Source organism: Inquilinus sp. 2KB_23 (assembly GCF_052115705.1).
Lineage (GTDB): Bacteria > Pseudomonadota > Alphaproteobacteria > DSM-16000 > Inquilinaceae > Inquilinus > Inquilinus ginsengisoli_A.
In genome coordinates, this window is sequence record NZ_JBFRHF010000029.1 from 21579 (window position 1) to 39808 (window position 18230).

Annotated in this window: 14 protein-coding genes; 8 read left to right on the forward strand and 6 right to left on the reverse strand. The window is 70.7% G+C overall.

The window, feature by feature from the left end; genetic code table 11:
- Positions 1-44: 44 nt before the first annotated feature.
- Both AB4112_RS29255 and AB4112_RS29260 read right to left on the reverse strand, forming a co-directional pair.
- The gene (locus AB4112_RS29255; RefSeq protein WP_441724652.1) at positions 45-833 is read right to left on the reverse strand and encodes an aldolase; all 789 of its coding nucleotides are present in this window, start codon (positions 831-833) and stop codon (positions 45-47) included.
- A gap of 34 nt (positions 834-867) precedes the next feature.
- On the reverse strand, positions 868-1569 hold the full coding sequence (locus AB4112_RS29260) for a haloacid dehalogenase type II (RefSeq protein ID WP_309792491.1): 702 nt from the start codon (positions 1567-1569) through the stop codon (positions 868-870).
- A 198-nt stretch (positions 1570-1767) separates the two neighbouring features.
- Between AB4112_RS29260 and AB4112_RS29265 the strand changes: the two genes are divergently transcribed.
- The gene (locus tag AB4112_RS29265) at positions 1768-2601 is read left to right on the forward strand and encodes an AraC family transcriptional regulator (protein ID WP_441724656.1); all 834 of its coding nucleotides are present in this window, start codon (positions 1768-1770) and stop codon (positions 2599-2601) included.
- Here the strand turns inward: AB4112_RS29265 and AB4112_RS29270 are convergent.
- Together AB4112_RS29270 and AB4112_RS29275 are read right to left on the reverse strand one after the other, a co-directional pair.
- Positions 2591-3340 (reverse strand): helix-turn-helix transcriptional regulator, encoded by a 750-nt coding sequence (locus AB4112_RS29270; protein WP_441724659.1) that lies wholly within the window; start codon positions 3338-3340, stop codon positions 2591-2593. The genes AB4112_RS29265 and AB4112_RS29270 overlap by 11 nt on opposite strands.
- A 118-nt stretch (positions 3341-3458) precedes the next feature.
- On the reverse strand, positions 3459-6119 hold the full coding sequence (locus tag AB4112_RS29275; protein ID WP_441724662.1) for an ATP-binding protein: 2661 nt from the start codon (positions 6117-6119) through the stop codon (positions 3459-3461).
- A gap of 334 nt (positions 6120-6453) precedes the next feature.
- Between AB4112_RS29275 and AB4112_RS29280 the strand changes: the two genes are divergently transcribed.
- The 6 genes from AB4112_RS29280 (at position 6454) to AB4112_RS29305 (ending at position 14664) form a co-directional block, all read left to right on the forward strand.
- Positions 6454-8115 carry an NAD+ synthase gene (locus tag AB4112_RS29280; protein ID WP_309792487.1) on the forward strand — a complete coding sequence of 554 codons (1662 nt, stop codon included), beginning with the start codon at positions 6454-6456 and terminating at the stop codon, positions 8113-8115.
- A gap of 201 nt (positions 8116-8316) precedes the next feature.
- Positions 8317-9348 carry a cupin domain-containing protein gene (locus AB4112_RS29285; protein ID WP_441724665.1) on the forward strand — a complete coding sequence of 344 codons (1032 nt, stop codon included), beginning with the start codon at positions 8317-8319 and terminating at the stop codon, positions 9346-9348.
- A gap of 206 nt (positions 9349-9554) precedes the next feature.
- Positions 9555-10430, forward strand: a complete 876-nt coding sequence (locus AB4112_RS29290) for a hypothetical protein (RefSeq protein ID WP_441724668.1) — start codon at positions 9555-9557, stop codon at positions 10428-10430.
- A gap of 397 nt (positions 10431-10827) precedes the next feature.
- Positions 10828-13479 (forward strand): alanine--tRNA ligase, encoded by a 2652-nt coding sequence (gene alaS / locus AB4112_RS29295; protein ID WP_441724671.1) that lies wholly within the window; start codon positions 10828-10830, stop codon positions 13477-13479.
- A 115-nt stretch (positions 13480-13594) separates the two neighbouring features.
- On the forward strand, positions 13595-14047 hold the full coding sequence (locus tag AB4112_RS29300) for a GcrA family cell cycle regulator (protein WP_309792482.1): 453 nt from the start codon (positions 13595-13597) through the stop codon (positions 14045-14047).
- Between the two features lie 80 nt (positions 14048-14127).
- Positions 14128-14664, forward strand: a complete 537-nt coding sequence (locus AB4112_RS29305; protein WP_441724674.1) for a hypothetical protein — start codon at positions 14128-14130, stop codon at positions 14662-14664.
- Between the two features lie 73 nt (positions 14665-14737).
- Here AB4112_RS29305 and AB4112_RS29310 read toward each other — a convergent pair whose 3' ends face one another.
- The gene (locus AB4112_RS29310; RefSeq protein WP_309792480.1) at positions 14738-15952 is read right to left on the reverse strand and encodes an NADP-dependent isocitrate dehydrogenase; all 1215 of its coding nucleotides are present in this window, start codon (positions 15950-15952) and stop codon (positions 14738-14740) included.
- A gap of 84 nt (positions 15953-16036) precedes the next feature.
- Positions 16037-16621, reverse strand: a complete 585-nt coding sequence (locus AB4112_RS29315; RefSeq protein WP_441724677.1) for a TIGR00730 family Rossman fold protein — start codon at positions 16619-16621, stop codon at positions 16037-16039.
- A gap of 598 nt (positions 16622-17219) precedes the next feature.
- Here AB4112_RS29315 and AB4112_RS29320 point away from each other — a divergent pair.
- Positions 17220-18200 (forward strand): LysM peptidoglycan-binding domain-containing protein, encoded by a 981-nt coding sequence (locus tag AB4112_RS29320; RefSeq protein ID WP_441724680.1) that lies wholly within the window; start codon positions 17220-17222, stop codon positions 18198-18200.
- Positions 18201-18230 lie beyond the last annotated feature (30 nt).

An 18230-nucleotide genomic window follows, 5' to 3' on the forward strand; every position in this document is an offset into this window, starting at 1 on the left:
GCCCGATCGTCAGCCGGCGCCGTCGGCCGCAATAGGCCCGCCTCTCAGGCCGCGAAGCCCGGATCCTGCCGCATCAGCTGGCGCTTGATGCTCTCCAGATGCAGCCGGGCGCTGTCGGCGTCGCCCGACCGCATCTGCTCATAGGTCAGCCGGGCGATCTCGGGCGACACCGGGCGCAGCGGGCGGCCGGTGCTCAGCGCCTTGACCTGCACCTCGGCCGCGCGCTCGAGGTAGTAGAGGTCGTCCCAGGCCTCGGCGATGGTCGGGCCCACCACCATCACGCCGTGGTTGCGCAGGAACACCACATCGGCGTCGCCCATGGTCGACGCGATGCGGTCGCCCTCGGCGGTGTCGAGCGCCAGGCCGTTATAGGCGTCGTCCACCGCGGTGCGGCCGTAGAACTTCAGCGCGGTCTGCCCGGCCCAGGCCAGCGGCTGGCCCTCGACCATGCTCAGCGCGGTGGCGTTGGGCATGTGGGTGTGGAACGCCGCCCGGGCGCGCGGCAGCCGCTTGTGCAGCCGGGCATGGATGTAGAAGGCCGTCGCCTCCGGCCTGCCGTCGCCGTCGATGACATTGCCCTCGAAATCGCAGACCAGCAGGCTGGAGGCGGTGATCTCGCAGAAGGCCAGGCCATAGGGGTTGACCAGGAACAGGTCGTCGCGCCCCGGCACCAGGGCCGAGAAGTGGTTGCAGATGCCTTCCTCCAGCCCCAGCCGCGCCGCCATGCGGAAGCAGGCCGCCAGGTCGATGCGGGCCTGGCGCAGCGCCGCCCAGTCGATCTCGCCCAGGTTGGACAGCCTGGGGCCGGCGGCGGGGTGCAGCTCATGGGCCATTGGGGGATCCTTTGCGTCGTCGCGGAGAGTGGGGTCAGAGCCAGCCGGCATCCTTGAACACCGCGGGCACGCCGTCCAGCGACGGCAGCACCGCATCGGGCTGGTAGCCGTCGGCCGGGCGGCGGCCGGTGCCGCGGTCGATCCAGATGTCGCGCAGCCCCAGCGCCCGGGTCGCCACCAGGTCGAGATGCGGGCTGGCGCAGATGTGGACCACCTCGTCGCCGGTGACGCCCAGCGCCCGGTGGGCGTGTGCGAAGATCCGGTGCGACGGCTTGTAGGCGCCGGCCTGCTCGGCCGTGACCACCCGGTCGATATGGCCGCCGAGCTGGGCGACGTTGCCGGCGATGATGTCGTCGTCGGTGTTGGAGATGATGCACAGCCGGAAGCCCGCCGCCTTCAGCGCCGCCAGGGTCGGCACCACCTCCGGGAAGGGCGGCATCCGGCCGATCGCGTCGGTCAGCACCGCGGCGTCGCGCTCGTCCGGGGCCAGGCCGAGGTCGCGCATCGCCAGGGTCAGCGCCGCGCCGGCGATGTCGCGGAAGCGGCGATGCGGCTGCTCGCGCTCCAGCGCATGTTCGTGCCGGTCGTAGGTCGCGATCAGCCGGGCGGGATCGACCGTCGCCGCCTTGCCGGCCAGGATGGTCCGCACCGCCTGGTCCAGCCCTTCATCCCACTGGATCAGGGTGCCGTAGCAGTCGAAGGTGACCCAGGCCGGGCGAGGGGTTCCGGACAGCATGGCGACGATTCTCCGCTGGTGGTGGGGACCGGTATGGCGGAGTGGTTGCCGATTGGGAAATTGGATTGTCGACTGCGATTCATCGGAAACGCAAATGCTCCGGCCGCGTCGCAGACTGATCGCCGCGCCGCGCAACCGCGATCAAATGCGAGGCACGGGGCCACGCCACAGTGCCGGGGAAGGCTGATGGGAGGGGACATGAACCCGGTCGAACGCGCGCTCTGGTTCATCGAGCACCAGTTCTCGGCGGAGATCACGCTCGACGCGATCGCCGAGGCCGGCGGGGTGTCCCGGTTCCATTTGTGCCGGGTCTTCGGCATGGCCACCGGCCATTCGGTGATGCGCTACGTGCGCGGCCGCCGCCTGACCGAGGCGGCGCGCAGCCTCGCCGCCGGGGCGCCGGACATCCTGGCCGTGGCGCTCGATGCCGGCTACGGCTCCCATGAGGCCTTCACCCGGGCGTTCCGCGACCAGTTCGGCTTGACGCCGGAGCTGGTGCGCGGCCAGCGCCGTGTCGACACCCTCGCATTGGTGGAGCCGATCAGAATGGACGAGACCCTGATCATCGATCTCGAGGCGCCCCGCTTCGAGACCGGCCGGACCCTGCTGGTCGCGGGACTAGGCGGCCGCTACACCTTCGAGACCAACCAAGGCATCCCGGCGCAGTGGCAGCGCTTCGCGCCGCAGATCGGCCATGTGCCGAACCAGGTCGGCGGCGCCGCCTACGGGGTCTGCTGCAACGCCGACGAGGCCGGCAATTTCGACTACATCGCCGGGGTCGAGGTCTCCAGCTTCGACGACCTGCCGGCGGATCTCGCCCGGGTGCGGATACCGGCCCGACGCTACGCCGTGTTCTCGCACCGCGACCACATCTCGAAGATCCGCGCCACCCATTACAGCATATGGGCCCGGTGGCTGCCGAGCTCGGGCCATGCCTTCGCCGATGCGCCGGGCTTCGAGCTCTACACCGCGGATTTCGACCCCTGGGCCGGCATCGGCCTGGTCGAGATCTGGATGCCGATCAAAGGCTGACCAGCGCGAGCGGCGGCCGTGCCGCCGGCCGGCTCGCCGCCGCCATGTGCCAGTCGGCGCGCATCGGGGGCCGGTCGCACTGCGCCAGCAGGCGGACCAGCTCGGCCTGCCGGCGTGTGCCGGTCTTCTCGAACACCCGGGCGAGATGGGTGCGGGCGGTGGTGTCGGCGATCGCCAGCCGGCCGGCCACGGCCTGCAGCCCGTCGCCGCGGCTGATCTCGGCGGCGAAGGCGGCCTCCGCCGCGGTCAGGCCGAACAGCTCCTGCAGCAGGGCCGGGTCGGGGGTGTCCCCGCGGTCGGGATCCATGATGAAGATCGCCGCCAGCGGCCCCTGGGCGCGCAGGCCGGCGGCGCCGTCCCGGACCGCGATTACGGTCAGCAGCAGGGGAAGCCGCCCGGACGGGCGCGAAATGCGCAGGCGGGTTCCGGCCAGGGCGGCCATGTCGATGGCATGGTGCAGCCTGCGGGTCTCGTTCGGCAGCGCCGCCGCGACGCCGGACGGCCGGGCGAACAGCCCGTCGGCGCGGGCGACGATCGCCTCGGCGCGGCGGTTGAGACGCAGCGGCCGCGCTGCCGCGTCGGTGAGGATGACGCCGAGGTCGAGCCAGTCCAGCACATCGTCGATGTCGCCGTCCGGCGATGCGCCCATGACGGTCTCGCGGGTCGACAGGGCAGCGAGCGGTGGAGTGTCCAGCATCAGGGAATAGTCGAGATCCACTCCATGATCGGTGCGCGCCATGGTCCTATCCCTCCATGCTGGACCGTCCCGCTGGTCGGCGGAGACGTGGATTCCAGCCTAGGCAGCGGGGCCCAGGCGCGCGTCGGGGCGGATGCCCAATTTTCGCGGGAAAGCCTACCTAGTTTTCGCCGGCGCCCAACAGCCAGGGTTCGCTGTGCAGGCGCAGCACCACATCCATCCGGCTGCTGGCGTTCAGCTTGCCCAGCACGGCGGAGACGTGGTGTTCGACGGTGCGGGGCGACCGCACCAGCCGCCGCGCGATGTCGCGGTTGCCCATGCCCTGGACGATCAGGGCCAGCACCTGCAGCTCGCGCCGGGTGAGGCCTAGCGGGTGGCGCCGGGCGGTCGCGTAGGGCCCGCGGCGCGGCTTCGGCAGCTGGGCGGAGACGCCCAGGCGCTGCGCCGTCCGGCGCGCCAGCAGGGCGGCGGGGCGCGCCTCCAGCGCCTCGAACATCGACACGGCGCGGGCCAGGGCCGGCCCGGCCTCGGCGCCCTGAGCCTGCGCCAGGGCCAGCGCCGCCTCATAGGGCAGGCCCAGCCGCGTCCATTCCGCGGCGGCGGCCAGGGGATCGCCGGACAGCTCGGCCATCCGCGGCGCCGGGATCCGCGCCGTCGCCATCGGCAGGGGCCCCGCCATCCCGCCGCGCCGCCACCACACCGCGAACTCGCCGAGCGTCCAGGGGTCGAAGCCGTCGAGGTCCATCGCCGCCAGGGCCGCCAGCTGCTCATGGCAGGCGCCCGGATCGTCCGCCAGCCACGCGGCCTCGACCAGCGCGAGCCGCGCCGGCGCGATCAGATGCAGGTCTTCGGTCTCCAGCGCATCCCGCAGGGCCTGCCGCATCAGGGCCGGGGCATCCGGCTCGCCCAGCCGCATCCGCACCCGGCCCAGCACGATCAGCGCCGGCAGGCGGATCACCGGCGCAAGCTGCCCGAAGCCGACCACGCCCTGGGCGATCGATTCGGCCTCGCGGAACCGGCCCTGCTCCAGGCGCAGCCGCGCCTGCCAGCCAATCTGGTAATGGGTCCAGGAATCCAGGTCGTGCCGGATCTCGAAGGCGATGCCGTCGGCCAGCACCCGTTCGGCCAGGGCGAAATCCTTGAACGCCACCGCATACTCGGCGAAGTTCATGTAGGCCCGCGCGGCGTGCTCGTGAAACCCGTGCTCCAGGGCCAGCGCCAGGCTCTCCTCCATCGGCTCCCGGCCGCCCGGTCGGCCGACGAACAGCAGGGCGGTGGCGACATTGTTGAGGGCGTGGACCCGGGTCTCGACATCGCCCAGCCGGTCGGCCAGCGCGATGGCGCGGCGACCCCAGTCAACCGCCGCGTCGACCTGGCTGCGCTGCAGGTGCAGCTGCGACCGCACGCTGTAGGCCATGGCCAGCTCCGGTCCCGGCGGCAGGCGCTCCAGCTCGCGCACCGCCTCGTCGACGCAGGTTTCCGCCTGCCGGACCTCGCCGCGGGACCACAGCAGCCGCGCCAGCCGGCGCAGGTTGAGGCCGACCTTGTCCATCCGTCCCAGCTCCCGCCACAGCGCGATGGCTCGTTGCCGCGCCTCGATCACCGTGTCGTCGATCGACAGCGCCAGCCCGGCCTCCTCGGCCCAGTCCTCGTGCAGCTGCGCCGCCACGGCCGCCGGGATCTGGTCGACATAGCGCAGGGCGGTCGCCAGATGGGCGGCGGCCTGCTGATGCGCGCCGAGGCTCGCGGCCTGCGCCGCCGCCTGCGGCGCCAGGGCCAGGACGCGCGGGCCGTCATCCGCCGCGGCGGCATGATGCACCCGGCGCGACAGCAGCAGGCCGGCCTGCGCCGCCGGGGCCTCGGACATCGCGGCCTCGACCCGGGCATGGAGGGATTGCTGCACCGCCGGCGACAGCCGTTCGAGCGTGGCCAGCCGCGCCAGCTCGTGGCGGAACCTCACGCCGCCCTGGCCGTCCCGCAGCAGCATGCCGCGGGCGATCAGCTGGTCGACCGCGGCATCGGCCCCGGCGCCCAGCAGGGCCCGCACCAGCCACGGCTCGACGCTGCCGGGCGCGATGCTGATCACCTCCAGGGCCTCGCGCTGGTGTGGTGCCAGGCGCGACAGCCGCGACCACACCGCGTCGCGGATCGATGCCGGGATGCCCGCCGCGGCGGTGTCGCTGCTGGCCAGGAGCTCGGTGACGAAGAACGGATTGCCGGCGGTGGCCTGGTGCAGGCCGGCGTCGGGCCGGCCGGCCCGGTGCGCCAGCGCTGCAACGGCGTCGGGCGACAGCGGTTGCAGGGTGACGCGGGTGGCGGTGGCCGAGGGCAGATCGCCCAGCACCTGCGCCAGCGGATGGTCGGCGCCGATCTCGTCGGTGCGGAAGCTCAGCACCAGCAGGACGCGCAGCACCGAGATGCGGCGGCCGAGATACTTCACCAGATCCAGCGTCGCATTGTCGGCCCAGTGCACGTCCTCGAACACCAGCACGGCGGGGTCGCGCGCGTCCTGCAGCGCGGCCAGCAGCGCCGGGAACAGGCGCTCCGGCGCCGCCGCCTGGTCGAGCAGCGCCGCCACGCGCGGACCGAACGCCTCGGCCATGTCCTGCAGCGGACCCAGGGCGCGTGGCGTGAACAGCGCCTCGCACCCGCCCCACAGCACACGCTGGCCAGGGCCGACACGACTGGCGAATTCCTGCAGCAGGGCGGTCTTGCCGATCCCGGCCTCGCCGCCGAGCAAGGCGGTGCCGCCCTGGCCGGCCGCGGCGCGCCGGGCAAGGCCGAGCAGAAGGTCAAGCGGCTCGTCGCGCTCGATCAGCATGGAGATAAGGTGCCTCCCCGGGGGCGTTCGGCGGACAAGCCCGGTTTCCGCGCCCATAGTGCCAAAGCCCGGCGCGTCCGGCCACCACCCCTGATCGGGTGCGTCGGGGATCGGCGGTGGGGGATCGGTGCCAAGTCCTGAGCATGGGCGCGCTCGGCCGGGGAGGCCTGCCGTCCTGCTGGGGGAGGCATGCAACTTTGCCGGGCGGGGTTGTCGGCCGGCGCTTGATTTTCTCATTCTGAGAATTAATCTGGGAGTCATCGCCTCCTTCGCTCGGCTTCAAGCCGACCCGGGCGGCTGCTAGGGTGCGCTGGATCTCACGCTTGGAATTGTCATGACCGATCGCCTCGTCATCGCTCTCGCCCAGTTGAACCCGACGCTCGGCGACGTGCGCGGCAACATCGAAAAGCTGCGCCGGGCGCGCCAGGAGGCGCAGGAAGGCGGCGCCGATCTGCTGCTGGCCAGCGAGCTGGCGGTCAGCGGCTATCCGCCCGAGGATCTGGTGCTGAAGCCCTTCTTCCTGGATGCGGTGGAGGAGGGGGTGCGCGAGCTTGCCGCCGAGACCGCCGACGGCGGCACCGCGCTGCTGGTCGGCGCCCCCTGGCGCGACGGCGACCGCACCCACAACGCGGTGCTGCTGCTCGACGGCGGCAAGGTCGCGGCGACCCGGTTCAAGCACGATCTGCCGAATTACGGCGTGTTCGACGAGAAGCGGGTGTTCGCCGCCGGGCCGATGCCGGGGCCGATCCCGTTCCGCGGCGTGCGGCTGGGCGTGCCGATCTGCGAAGACATCTGGTCGCCCGACGTGGTCGAGTGCCTGCAGGAGACCGGGGCCGAGCTGCTGCTGGTGCCGAACGGCAGCCCCTATGAGGCGGGCAAGGCCGACCAGCGGCTGCAGATCGTGCTGAACCGGGTGACCGAGAGCGGCCTGGCCATGGCCTATCTCAACCAGGTCGGCGGCCAGGACGAGCTGGTGTTCGACGGTGCCTCCTTCGTCATCGGCCGCAACGGAGCCCTGCGCCGCCAGCTGCCGTCCTTCCGCGAGCATGTCGCCATCACCGAATGGGTGCGGGGCGAGGAGGGCTGGGACTGCGCCGAAGGCGAGCGCGTCGCTCCGCCGGAGGGGGGCGAGGCGATCTATGGCGCGATGGTGCTTGGCCTCAGGGATTACGTGAACAAGAACGGCTTCCCTGGTGTTCTGATTGGACTTTCCGGCGGTATCGATTCCGCGATTTCGGCCGCGGTGGCGGTCGATGCGCTGGGCGCCGACCGGGTGCATTGCGTGATGCTGCCGTCGCCCTACACCAGCCAGCACAGCCTGGACGACGCGGCGGAATGCGCCGCGGCGCTGGGCACCCGCCTCGACAGCATCTCGATCGAACCGGCGATGCAGGCCTTCGGCGCCATGCTGGGGCCGCTGTTCGAGGGCACGACTCCTGACATCACCGAAGAGAACATCCAGTCCCGCGCCCGCGGCGTCACCCTGATGGCGCTGTCGAACAAGTTCGGCAAGATGGTGCTGACCACCGGCAACAAGTCCGAGATGTCCGTGGGTTACGCCACGTTGTACGGCGATATGTGCGGCGGCTATTCCGTGCTGAAGGACGTCTACAAGACCACGGTCTACGAGCTGTCGCGCTGGCGCAACCAAGTGCACCCGGAGGGCGCGATGGGCCCGGCCGGGCGGGTGATCCCGGAGCGGATCATCACCAAGGCGCCGACCGCGGAGCTGAAGCCGAACCAGACCGACCAGGACAGCCTGCCGCCCTATGACGCGCTGGACGACATCCTCAACTGCCTGGTGGAGGAGGAGAAGAGCGTCGACGAGATCGTCGCCCGCGGCCATGACCGGGCCACGGTGGCGCGGGTGTGGCGCCTGCTCGACCGCGCCGAATACAAGCGCCGCCAGGCCCCGCCGGGCGTCAAGCTGACCCGCCGCAACTTCGGCCGCGACCGGCGCTACCCGATCACCAACTCGACGCTGCGGCTGATCTGAGGAGGCGGATCTCCGCCGTCCCGCCGGGCTCGGGAGAGCGCCCGCGGCCAAACCTCACCGTCATTGCGAGGAGGCGCAGCCGACGAAGCAATCCATGAGCCCGCACGAGCGGCCCGATGGATTGCTTCGCTGCGCTCGCAATGACGGGTCAGTGTTTCGTGCCGCTGATATGGTGTGAGGCCACAGGGAGGGGACCGACCGATGTCGACCGGGAACAACACGTCGCCGAAGCCGATCTCGTCGCAGGACGTGCCGTGGACCGAGTGGGTGGATATCCCGCGCTTCACCACGCGCTACCGCCATCTGACCCGCGCCGTGGTCGGCGACGATTACCATGTCGGCGTCGTGATCGAGGAGCTGGGGCCGGGGAAGCAGAGCTCGCCGGCGCACTACCACATCTTCGAGGAGGAGCATGTCTTCATCCTCGAAGGCACGCTCACCGCCCGCATCGGCGCCGAACGCCACGAGATGAAGGCGGGCGACTATGTCTGCTACCCCGCCGGGCAGAAGGCCGGGCATTGCCTGCTCAACACCGGCGACACGGTCTGCCGCTACCTGGTGGTGGGCGAGCGCAGCCCGAACGAGATCTGCGTCTACACCGACAGCGGCAAGATGCTGGTGCGGCCCCTGGGGCGGCGCGCGCTCTTCGACCTGGCGGCGACGCGTAACTATTGGGACGGCGAGGAGACCGGCCTGCCGCCGGGCGAGGCGCCGCCGCCCGACGCCGCGGATGCCGAGGTGCCGGTCCGGCCCAGGCCGCCGATCGCGTCGGATGCCGTGGACTGGCGCGATGACGGCTTGGCCGGCAGCACCCGGTTCGGCGGCCGCTCGAAGCACCTGACCCATGCCGCCGTCGGCGCGGGCTATCACGTCGGGGTGCTGATCGAATCCCCGGCGCCGGGCCGGCGCCTGTGCCCGACCCACTACCACATGCTGGAGGAGGAGCACGCGCTGGTGCTGGAAGGCGAGGTGATGCTGATCCTCGGCGACGAGCGCCACGTCATGAAAGCGGGCGACTATGTCTGCTTCCCCGCCGGGCGCAAGGTCGGGCATTCCTTCCTGAACAGCGGCACGGGGCCGTGCCGCACTCTCATGATCGGCGAGCGCAACCCGAACGAGGTCTGCGTCTACCCGGATTCCAACAAGATGGCGGTCGGCGCCCTGCGCACCGAGCAGGACATCTTCGACATGGCCGGGACCCGGCGGTACTGGGACGGCGAGCAGACGGGCTGAGGAAGGGCGCCGCTCCACCGCCCTTTGCGCGTGGCCTCTTCCGCTCCTCTCCGTCATTGCGAGGAGGCGAAGCCGACGAAGCAATCCATGGTCCCGCACGAGCGGTCCGATGGATTGCTTCGCTGCGCTCACAATGACGAGGGAGGGTGAGGGGTAAACACAATGTGCATTGTGTTAACTGGAACGACTCGTTCATGATATGTTCCATGAAAACGCCACCAGAAGGTTTCGACATCCAGGCCCACTGCCGCAGCCTCGCGCTGCAGCAGATGGAGATGCTGACCGAGATCGCCGAGCTCAGCCTGCAGCTGGTCAGGGGCGAGGGCGCCCGTGCGCTCGACGCCCAGGCCCAGGTCAAGGCCGCGGCGCCCAAGACCGACGAGGCGGTGGCGGCCAGGGCCGAGGCGCGCGAGGCCGGGCTGGCCTTCACCCGCTTCACCCGCGCGGTGCACCAATCCCTGGCCCAGCGCGCCCGCACCGCCGCCAAGCTGTGCGCCCAGGACCGGGCCGAGACCCCCGACCGCCTGGCCGCCCGCAAGGCCCGCCGCGACCGCCACCACGACGAGGTGCAGGACACGCTGCAGGACATGATCTGCGAGGAGATCGAGGATGAGGGCCGCTTCAAGGCCCTGAAGGACGATCTCGAGGAGCGGGTCGATGGGCTCTACGAGGACCAGGATGTCCAGGTCGAGGACCGGCCGGTGGGGTCGGTGATGGCTGGGGTGGCCTGCGGCCTCGGCCTGTCCGAGACCTGGCAGCGCTGGCGCGGCGAGGAATGGCCGGGCACGCCGCGCCCGGCCCGGCCGGCGGGGAGCCCGGCGGAGATCCGGGCGATCCGGGCCAAGCGCCGGAAGGCGGTGACGGCCGCGGTCGAACGGGACTTTGCGCAATGCGCCGATCCCGCCTGGATCCCGGGGCTCCGGGCCGGGCTGGCGGTGCGGCTGCAGGAGCCCGATGTGATCGAGATGCTCGACACCGAGACCATCGCCACCGTGGCCCACCGCCTCTGCCGGTCGCTCGGGCTCAGCCTCATGATCTACGGCTTCAAACCGGAGGCCCCGGACGCTCCAGACACCGGGTGAAGGATGGGCCGGGGCCACCCCCTCACCCCCAATGCCGTCATTGCGAGGAGGCGCAGCCGACGAAGYAATCCATGGCGCCGCATGGACTGCCCGATGGATTGCTTCGCTGCGCTCGCAATGACGATAAAGGGGGAGGGTGAGGAGGAGAGCCGGCCTTCCCGATGAGCCCGGACAGGGGACTCAAAAAATCATCGGTGAAGGGCCATGCCGGGCGCCATCCGCGCAATCCCTGGGGAGTCCGCCGTCGCGGCCGCCGCGCCGGGGCGATGCTGCGTGGCATCGGCACCGACTCATCCGCGTCGCTTCCTGGACAGGCATCCGCCCGGCGCGCTACAAGCGACGGCTTGGCCGTCGGGTACCCCGGCGGCGCACCGCTCGAGGCCGAACGATCCCCGCGATGCAGACCGTCAACGACATCCGCTCCACCTTCCTCGACTTCTTCGGCGAGAACGGCCACGAGGTCGTGGCATCGAGCCCGCTGGTGCCGCGGAACGACCCGACTCTGCTGTTCACCAATGCCGGCATGGTGCAGTTCAAGAACGTCTTCACCGGCATGGAGACGCGGCCCTACAAGCGCGCCACCACCTCGCAGAAATGCGTGCGTGCCGGCGGCAAGCACAACGATCTCGAGAATGTCGGCTACACCGCCCGGCACCACACCTTCTTCGAGATGCTGGGGAATTTCTCGTTCGGCGACTATTTCAAGGAACAGGCGATCGATCTGGCCTGGGGCCTGATCACCAAGGAATACGGCCTGCCCAAGGACAAGCTGCTGGTCACGGTCTACCACACCGATGACGAGGCGGCGTCGCTGTGGCGGCGGATCGCCGGGCTGCCGGACGAGCGCATCATCCGCATCCCGACCTCGGACAATTTCTGGGCGATGGGCGACACCGGCCCGTGCGGCCCGTGCTCGGAGATCTTCTTCGACCACGGCCCCGGCATCGCCGGCGGCCCCCCGGGCAGCCCGGACGAGGATGGCGACCGCTTCATCGAGATCTGGAATCTCGTGTTCATGCAGTATGAGCAGGTGACGAAGGAGAGCCGAGTCGACCTGCCGCGGCCTTCGATCGACACCGGCATGGGGCTGGAGCGCATCGCCGCCGTGCTGCAGGGCAAGCACGACAATTACGACATCGACCTGATGCGGGCCTTGATCGAGGCCTCGGCCGAGGTCACCAACACCGACCCGGACGGCCCGTTCAAGACCAGCCACCGCGTCATCGCCGACCATCTGCGCGCCACCTGCTTCCTGATCGCCGACGGCGTCATGCCGTCGAACGAAGGCCGCGGCTACGTGCTGCGCCGGATCATGCGCCGCGCCATGCGCCACGCCCACATCATCGGTGCCCACGACCCGGTGATGTACCGGCTGGTGCCGGCGCTGGTGCGCCAGATGGGCGCCGCCTATCCCGAGCTGGTGCGGGCCGAGGCGCTGATCACCGAGGCGCTGAAGCTGGAGGAGGGCCGCTTCAAGCAGACCCTCCACCGCGGCCTGCGCCTGCTGGAGGACGAGACCGGCCGCCTCGGCGACGGTCAGGCGCTGCCGGGCGAGGTCGCGTTCAAGCTGTACGACACCTATGGCTTCCCGCTCGACCTGACCCAGGACGTGCTGCGCGGCCAGGGCCGCACCGTCGACACCGCCGGCTTCGAGACGGCGATGAACCACCAGCGCGCCGAGGCCCGCAAGGCCTGGTCCGGCTCCGGCGATGCGGCCACCGGCGCGGTGTGGTTCGAGTTGAAGGAAAAGCTCGAACCCACTGAATTCCTTGGATATGACACCGAGGCTGCGGAGGGCGTGGTCACGGCCCTGGTGGTCGACGGCAAGCCGGTCGACCAGGCCGCGCCGGGCAGCGAGGTCGTGGTCCTGGTCAACCAGACCCCGTTCTACGCCGAAAGCGGCGGCCAGACCGGCGATGCCGGCACCATTGTCCTGGCCGGTGGCGCGGGCGGCGCCAGCGTCGCGGTGCGCGACACCCAGAAGCAGGCCGGCGTGCTGTGGGCCCATATCGGCACCGTCTCCGGCGGCACGCTGAAGGTCGGCGACGCGGTCGAGCTGAAGGTCGACCACGCCCGCCGCAGCGCCATCCGCGCCAACCATTCGGCCACCCATCTGCTGCACGCCGCGCTGCGCCGCCGGCTGGGCGAGCACGTGACCCAGAAGGGGTCGCTGGTGGCGCCGGAGCGGCTGCGCTTCGACGTCAGCCAGCCGCGCCCGCTGACGGCCGAGGACATCGCCGTGGTCGAGGCCGAGGTCAACGCCCGGATCCGCGAGAACGCCGAGGTCACCACCCGGCTGATGACGCCGGAGGACGCGATTGCCGCCGGCGCCATGGCGCTGTTCGGCGAGAAGTACGGCGACACCGTGCGCGTCGTCGGCATGGGGCATGACGGCAACAAGGTCTATTCGCAGGAGCTGTGCGGCGGCACCCATGTCGGCCGCACCGGCGACATCGGCGGGTTCCGGCTGGTGTCCGAAGGCGCCGTCGCCGCCGGCATCCGCCGGATCGAGGCGGTGACCGGCGAGGGCGCTGTCGCCCATGCCGCCCATCGCGACGCGCTGCTGATCGACGCCGCCGCCACCCTGAAGGTGACGCCCGAGGAGCTGCCGGCGCGGCTGGCCGCCCTGGTCGAGGAGCGCCGCCGGCTCGAGCGCGAGGTTGCCGACCTCCGGCGCAAGCTGGCGACGGCGGGCGAGGGCGGGGCCGCGCCCGAGGTCAAGGAGATCGGCGGGGTCAAGTTCACCGGCCGGATCATCGACGACCTGCCGGCCCGCGAGCTGAAGCCGATGGCCGATGCGCTGAAGCAGCAGATCGGCTCCGGCGTCATCGCCCTGGTCGGCCGGGCCGAGGGCAAGCTGTCGGTCTGCATCGGCGTGACCGCGGACCTGACCGGGCGGTTCGACGCGGTGGCGCTGGTGCGCGCCGCGGCCGAGGCGGCCGGCGGCAAGGGCGGCGGGGGCCGTCCGGACATGGCGCAGGCGGGCGGGCCGGATGCGGCCCGGGCCGGCGAGGCGCTGGCGGCGGTCGAGGCGGCGCTGGCCGCCTGACTGTTGGAGGGGCTTGAAAGGTTGTGTCGCGGCTGTCGCGGATGTGGTAGCGTCTGCGTCCGAAGCCGCAATATGTGGTACGCGCATCGATCGCGCGTGATCTTGGGAGAAGCGGATGTCCTGGACCGATGAAAGGGTGACGCAGCTGCGTCAACTTTGGGGAAACGGGAAAAGCGCAAGCGAGATCGCCGAGATCCTGGGGGGTGTCTCTCGCAACGCGGTGATCGGCAAGGCCCATCGCCTGGAGTTGTCGGGCCGCCCGTCACCGATCAAGCGCAAGGAAGACGAGGAAGAGGAGACGGTGGTGGCCGTCGAGACGGCCGCGCCGGTCGCGGCGAAGGTCGCGGTCAGGCCGGCGCCCGAGCGCAAGTCCGGCGGCGCGACCATCCTCAACCTGACCGAGCGGATGTGCAAATGGCCGATTGGCGATCCGCGCGACAAGGACTTCCACTTCTGCGGCAAGGCGGCCCACGGCAACCTGCCGTATTGCGCCGAGCATGCCGCCATCGCCTACCAGCCGCCGGGCAAGCGCCGGGACGAGGAGCGCACCATCATCATGCGGGCGTGAACTCGCTTAAGGGTTGACGATTTCCCTCGCTAAATAGCAAAAGCTTCGGCATTAATTCCTCCCGGAACATAGGGGGAATCATGGTTCGAGGCATTCTGTCCTGCGCCGCCGGGCTTCTTGCCCTGGCGGCGTTTTCTTTGCCCGCTTTGGCGGATGAGTCGCCGATCAGCTTCGTGTCCGGGCCGCTGGCCGGGGCGGTGGCGCAGGACGCCAAGCACGACGAGGAGGCGCTCGAGGTCGCCGGCGGCCGGCGCCTCAGCGACGAGGCATTGTTCGAGTCGGGGGACTATATCGGCTGGGTCGACTGGTCGCGTCTCAACCTGCGCTACCGCTGGCGGGACACCGGGCAGATGGACGACCTGACCGACATGGTCAAGCGCGTCTTCAAGGCCAGCGGCGTGGAGGGCATCACGGGCGGGCAGGATGGGCTGGGCGGCTTCATCAGCCAGTACCGCACCTTCCGGCTGACCGGGACCAGGCCGATGAGCTGCGGTGTCTTCGGGCTGCACCGCCGGAACGACTGGATCTCCGGCTTCGCCTGCACGCCGGGCCAGGGCACGATCCCGCTGCGCACGATCATCGAGGGGCTGGCGGTCAAGGACGTGCTAGAACCCTGAGGCCGGTCGCGTCCGGGCATGAAAAAGGCCGGCTTGCGCCGGCCTTTCTCGTCTCTCCCGATGGTCGCGGGCCTCAGCCCATCGCCAGCTGCAGGTTCTGGTCCAGCTTGTCCAGGAACTGCTCGGTGGTCATCCAGGGCTGGTCCGGCCCGATCAGGATGGCGAGGTCCTTGGTCATGTGGCCGGCCTCGACCGTCTCGACGCAGACCTTCTCCAGCGTCTCGGCGAAGCGCAGCAGCTCCGGCGTCTCGTCGAAGCGCGCGCGGTAGGTCAGGCCCTGGGTCCAGGCGAAGATCGAGGCGATCGGGTTGGTCGAGGTCGCCCGGCCCTTCTGGTGCTCGCGGTAGTGGCGGGTCACCGTGCCGTGCGCCGCCTCGGCCTCGACCGTCTTGCCGTCGGGGGTCAGCAGCACCGAGGTCATCAGGCCGAGCGAGCCGAAGCCCTGGGCGATCGAATCCGACTGCACGTCGCCGTCGTAGTTCTTGCAGGCCCAGACGAAGCCGCCCTCCCACTTCATCGCCGATGCGACCATGTCGTCGATCAGGCGGTGCTCGTAAGTCAGGCCGGCCTTCTGGAACCGGTCCTTGAACTCGCTGTCGAACACCTCCTGGAAGATGTCCTTGAAGCGCCCGTCATAGCCCTTGAGGATGGTGTTCTTGGTCGACAGGTAGACCGGCATGTTGCGCAGCAGGCCGTAGGTCAGCGACGACTGGGCGAAGCCGCGGATCGACTCGTCCAGGTTGTACATGCTGAGCGCGACGCCGGAGCCCGGGAACTTGAAGACCTCCATCTCGGTCGGCTGGCTGCCGTCCGCGGGGGTGAAGGTCATGGTCAGGGTGCCGGGGCCCGGCACCTTGAAGTCGGTGGCGCGGTACTGGTCGCCGAAGGCGTGGCGGCCGACGATGATCGGCTTGCGCCAGCCCGGCACCAGCCGGGGCACGTTGCGGCAGATGATCGGCTCGCGGAAGATGGTGCCGCCGACGATGTTGCGGATCGTCCCGTTCGGCGACTTCCACATCTTCTTGAGCTTGAATTCCTCCACCCGCGCTTCGTCGGGGGTGATGGTGGCGCATTTCACGCCGACGCCGTACTTCTTGATCGCCTCGGCGGAATCGATCGTCACCTGGTCGTCGGTCTGGTCGCGGTACTCGACCCCGAGATCGTAGTAGTGCAGGTCGATGTCGAGGTACGGCAGGATCAGCTTGTCCTTGATGAACTGCCAGATGATGCGCGTCATCTCGTCGCCGTCGAGTTCGACGACGGGGTTCTTGACCTTGATCTTGGCCATGTCGGGATCTTTCGGCTTCGGACGGGAATGGCCGGGCTTATAGCACCCGGCCGGCGGGGACGGAAGGAAGCGGGCGCTAGCGGGCTATACCCATTTGTCGCTGGCCGGGCCGGCGACCGGCTCCGGCGCGGCGATGGCGCCGAACACCTCGTCGACCGTCTCGACCACCTGGAACAGGTCGCGGTGCTCCGGCCGGCAGAAGCCCTGGGCGATCATGTGGTCGACCAGGCGCAGGAACGGGCGCCAGTAGCCGTCGACATCGACGAAGACGATCGGCTTGGTGTGCAGCTTCAGCTGCAGCCAGGTCATCATCTCGAAGGTCTCGTCCAGGGTGCCGAGGCCGCCGGGAAGCACGATGAAGGCGTCGGAGTGGTCGAACATCATGCGCTTGCGGGTGTGCATGCTGTCGACGACGTGCAGCTCGGTCAGGCCGGTGTGCTCGACCTCCAGCGCCTGGATGTGCTCGGGGATGATGCCGACCACCTTGCCGCCCGCGCCGAGCGCCGCATCGGCGACGATGCCCATCAGCCCGACCCGGCCGCCGCCATAGACCAGCTGCAGGCCGCGGGCCGCGATCAGGGCGCCGAGCCTGGCGGCGGCGGTCTTGTAGCGGTCGTCGACCCGGCTGGCGGAGCCGCAATAGACGCAGAGGGAGCGGATGTCGGACATGAGCGCGCGGGCCTGGGACGGGGCAGGGAGCCGGCAGGGCCGGCGGCGCGACATTAGGGTGGGGCGGGCGGCCGGGCAAGATTCGATGCGGCCCGGCCAGCGGTTTGTTGCGAGTCCGTGACCGTGCGGATAGGTTGGCAGGAATAATATCGGGGCGGTTCAGGCGTTGAAGACACTTGTGCTTATCGGCGGCATCGCGCTCGCCGTGCTTGCGGCTATTCTCGCCATGGGTGAGTTCGGCGGAAAGCCGCATCGCGACGCAGCGCTGCCGACGGTCGTCTCCGCGCCGGCCGCACCCGCCCCTGCACCTGCGGCGACTGTCCCGACCGCATCGCAGCAGGCCGCAGTGGCACCGCCCGCCGCGCCGCCCGCCACCGGGGCGGCAGCGCCGGCCCAGCAATCTCCCGCGCCATCGGCCGCCGCCAAGCCAGCCGCGCTTCCGCCAGCCGCAGCCCCGCCCGCGCCCGCTTCGCCACGGGTCCTGGGCGGCGGGTTCGACGAACCGCCCCGGGCCGGAAGCGCGCCGGCGGCGCCCGCTGCCGCTCCGGCCGCGCCCGAGGCTGCGCCGACCCCGGCGACGAGCCAGGCACAGGCAGGATTGCCGGCCGCGCCGCAGCCCCAGGCCTCGGCTTCGCCGGCGGCGCCTCCCGCCCCGCACGAGGCCGGCCCCAATCCGGCGGGCGACCCCGATGACGCGCTGCGCTTCGACGCCATCCGGGTGAATGCCGAGGGCCTGCTGACCATCGCCGGGCGCGGCCCGGCCGGCGCCCGCATCATACTGCTCGACGGCGGGCGTGAGATCGGGTCGGCCGAGGCGGACGGGTCGGGCGGCTGGGTCTTCGTCTCCGACGGGCCGATCGCGCCGGGCGACCACCAGTTCTCGCTGCGCGTGGCCGGCGGCGGGGCCGAGGCCGCGTCGTCCGAGGTCGCGACGGTGGTGGTGCCGAAGCGCGGCCAGGACATCGCCGGCCGGGCGACGACCGACAGCGCTGCCGCTACCCCGCTCGTGGTGGTGACGCCGCAGCGGGGGCAGGGCGCGTCCACTGTGTTGCAGGCGCCGGTCGTGGCCGGCCCCTTGCCGCGGCCATCGGCGCCGGCCGGATCCCGGGCGAGCGCGTCCCTATCGATCGACGTCATCGATTATGGCGATGGTGGCGCTGTGATCGTCAGCGGCCATGGCGCCGCCGGGTCCGGCATCCGGCTGTATCTGAACAACCGGCCGGCCGGTGAAGGCCGGACCGACGGCAACGGCGTGTTCCGGATCCAGGCAACCGGTGAGATCGCGCCGGGCGTCTACCGCCTGCGGGCCGACCAGCTGGATGCCGGCGGCCGGGTCACCGGCCGGGCCGAGACCCCGTTCCAGCGGGCCGCGCCGGCCGAGATCGCGGTGGCCGAGGGGCGGGTCGTGGTCCAGCCCGGCAACAGCCTGTGGCGGATCGCCCGCCGGGTCTACGGGCAGGGCCCGCGCTACACCGTGATCTACCAGGCCAACCAGGAGCAGATCCGCAACCCGGACCTGATCTATCCCGGGCAGATCTTCACGGTGCCGGCCGGCCAGCCGGCCGCGGTTCCGGGCTGACGATCGAATTCTGCCCGATGGTGACGGCCG

Excerpts from the sequence above, each read along its gene's own strand:
- AB4112_RS29255 (WP_441724652.1), bottom strand. The coding sequence starts at position 833 with ATGGCCCATGAGCTGCACCCCGCCGCCGGCCCCAGGCTGTCCAACCTG.
- AB4112_RS29260 (WP_309792491.1), bottom strand. The coding sequence starts at position 1,569 with ATGCTGTCCGGAACCCCTCGCCCGGCCTGGGTCACCTTCGACTGCTAC.
- AB4112_RS29265 (WP_441724656.1), top strand. The coding sequence starts at position 1,768 with ATGAACCCGGTCGAACGCGCGCTCTGGTTCATCGAGCACCAGTTCTCG.
- AB4112_RS29270 (WP_441724659.1), bottom strand. The coding sequence starts at position 3,340 with ATGGCGCGCACCGATCATGGAGTGGATCTCGACTATTCCCTGATGCTG.
- AB4112_RS29275 (WP_441724662.1), bottom strand. The coding sequence starts at position 6,119 with ATGCTGATCGAGCGCGACGAGCCGCTTGACCTTCTGCTCGGCCTTGCC.
- AB4112_RS29280 (WP_309792487.1), top strand. The coding sequence starts at position 6,454 with ATGACCGATCGCCTCGTCATCGCTCTCGCCCAGTTGAACCCGACGCTC.
- AB4112_RS29285 (WP_441724665.1), top strand. The coding sequence starts at position 8,317 with ATGTCGACCGGGAACAACACGTCGCCGAAGCCGATCTCGTCGCAGGAC.
- AB4112_RS29290 (WP_441724668.1), top strand. The coding sequence starts at position 9,555 with ATGAAAACGCCACCAGAAGGTTTCGACATCCAGGCCCACTGCCGCAGC.
- alaS (WP_441724671.1), top strand. The coding sequence starts at position 10,828 with ATGCAGACCGTCAACGACATCCGCTCCACCTTCCTCGACTTCTTCGGC.
- AB4112_RS29300 (WP_309792482.1), top strand. The coding sequence starts at position 13,595 with ATGTCCTGGACCGATGAAAGGGTGACGCAGCTGCGTCAACTTTGGGGA.
- AB4112_RS29305 (WP_441724674.1), top strand. The coding sequence starts at position 14,128 with ATGGTTCGAGGCATTCTGTCCTGCGCCGCCGGGCTTCTTGCCCTGGCG.
- AB4112_RS29310 (WP_309792480.1), bottom strand. The coding sequence starts at position 15,952 with ATGGCCAAGATCAAGGTCAAGAACCCCGTCGTCGAACTCGACGGCGAC.
- AB4112_RS29315 (WP_441724677.1), bottom strand. The coding sequence starts at position 16,621 with ATGTCCGACATCCGCTCCCTCTGCGTCTATTGCGGCTCCGCCAGCCGG.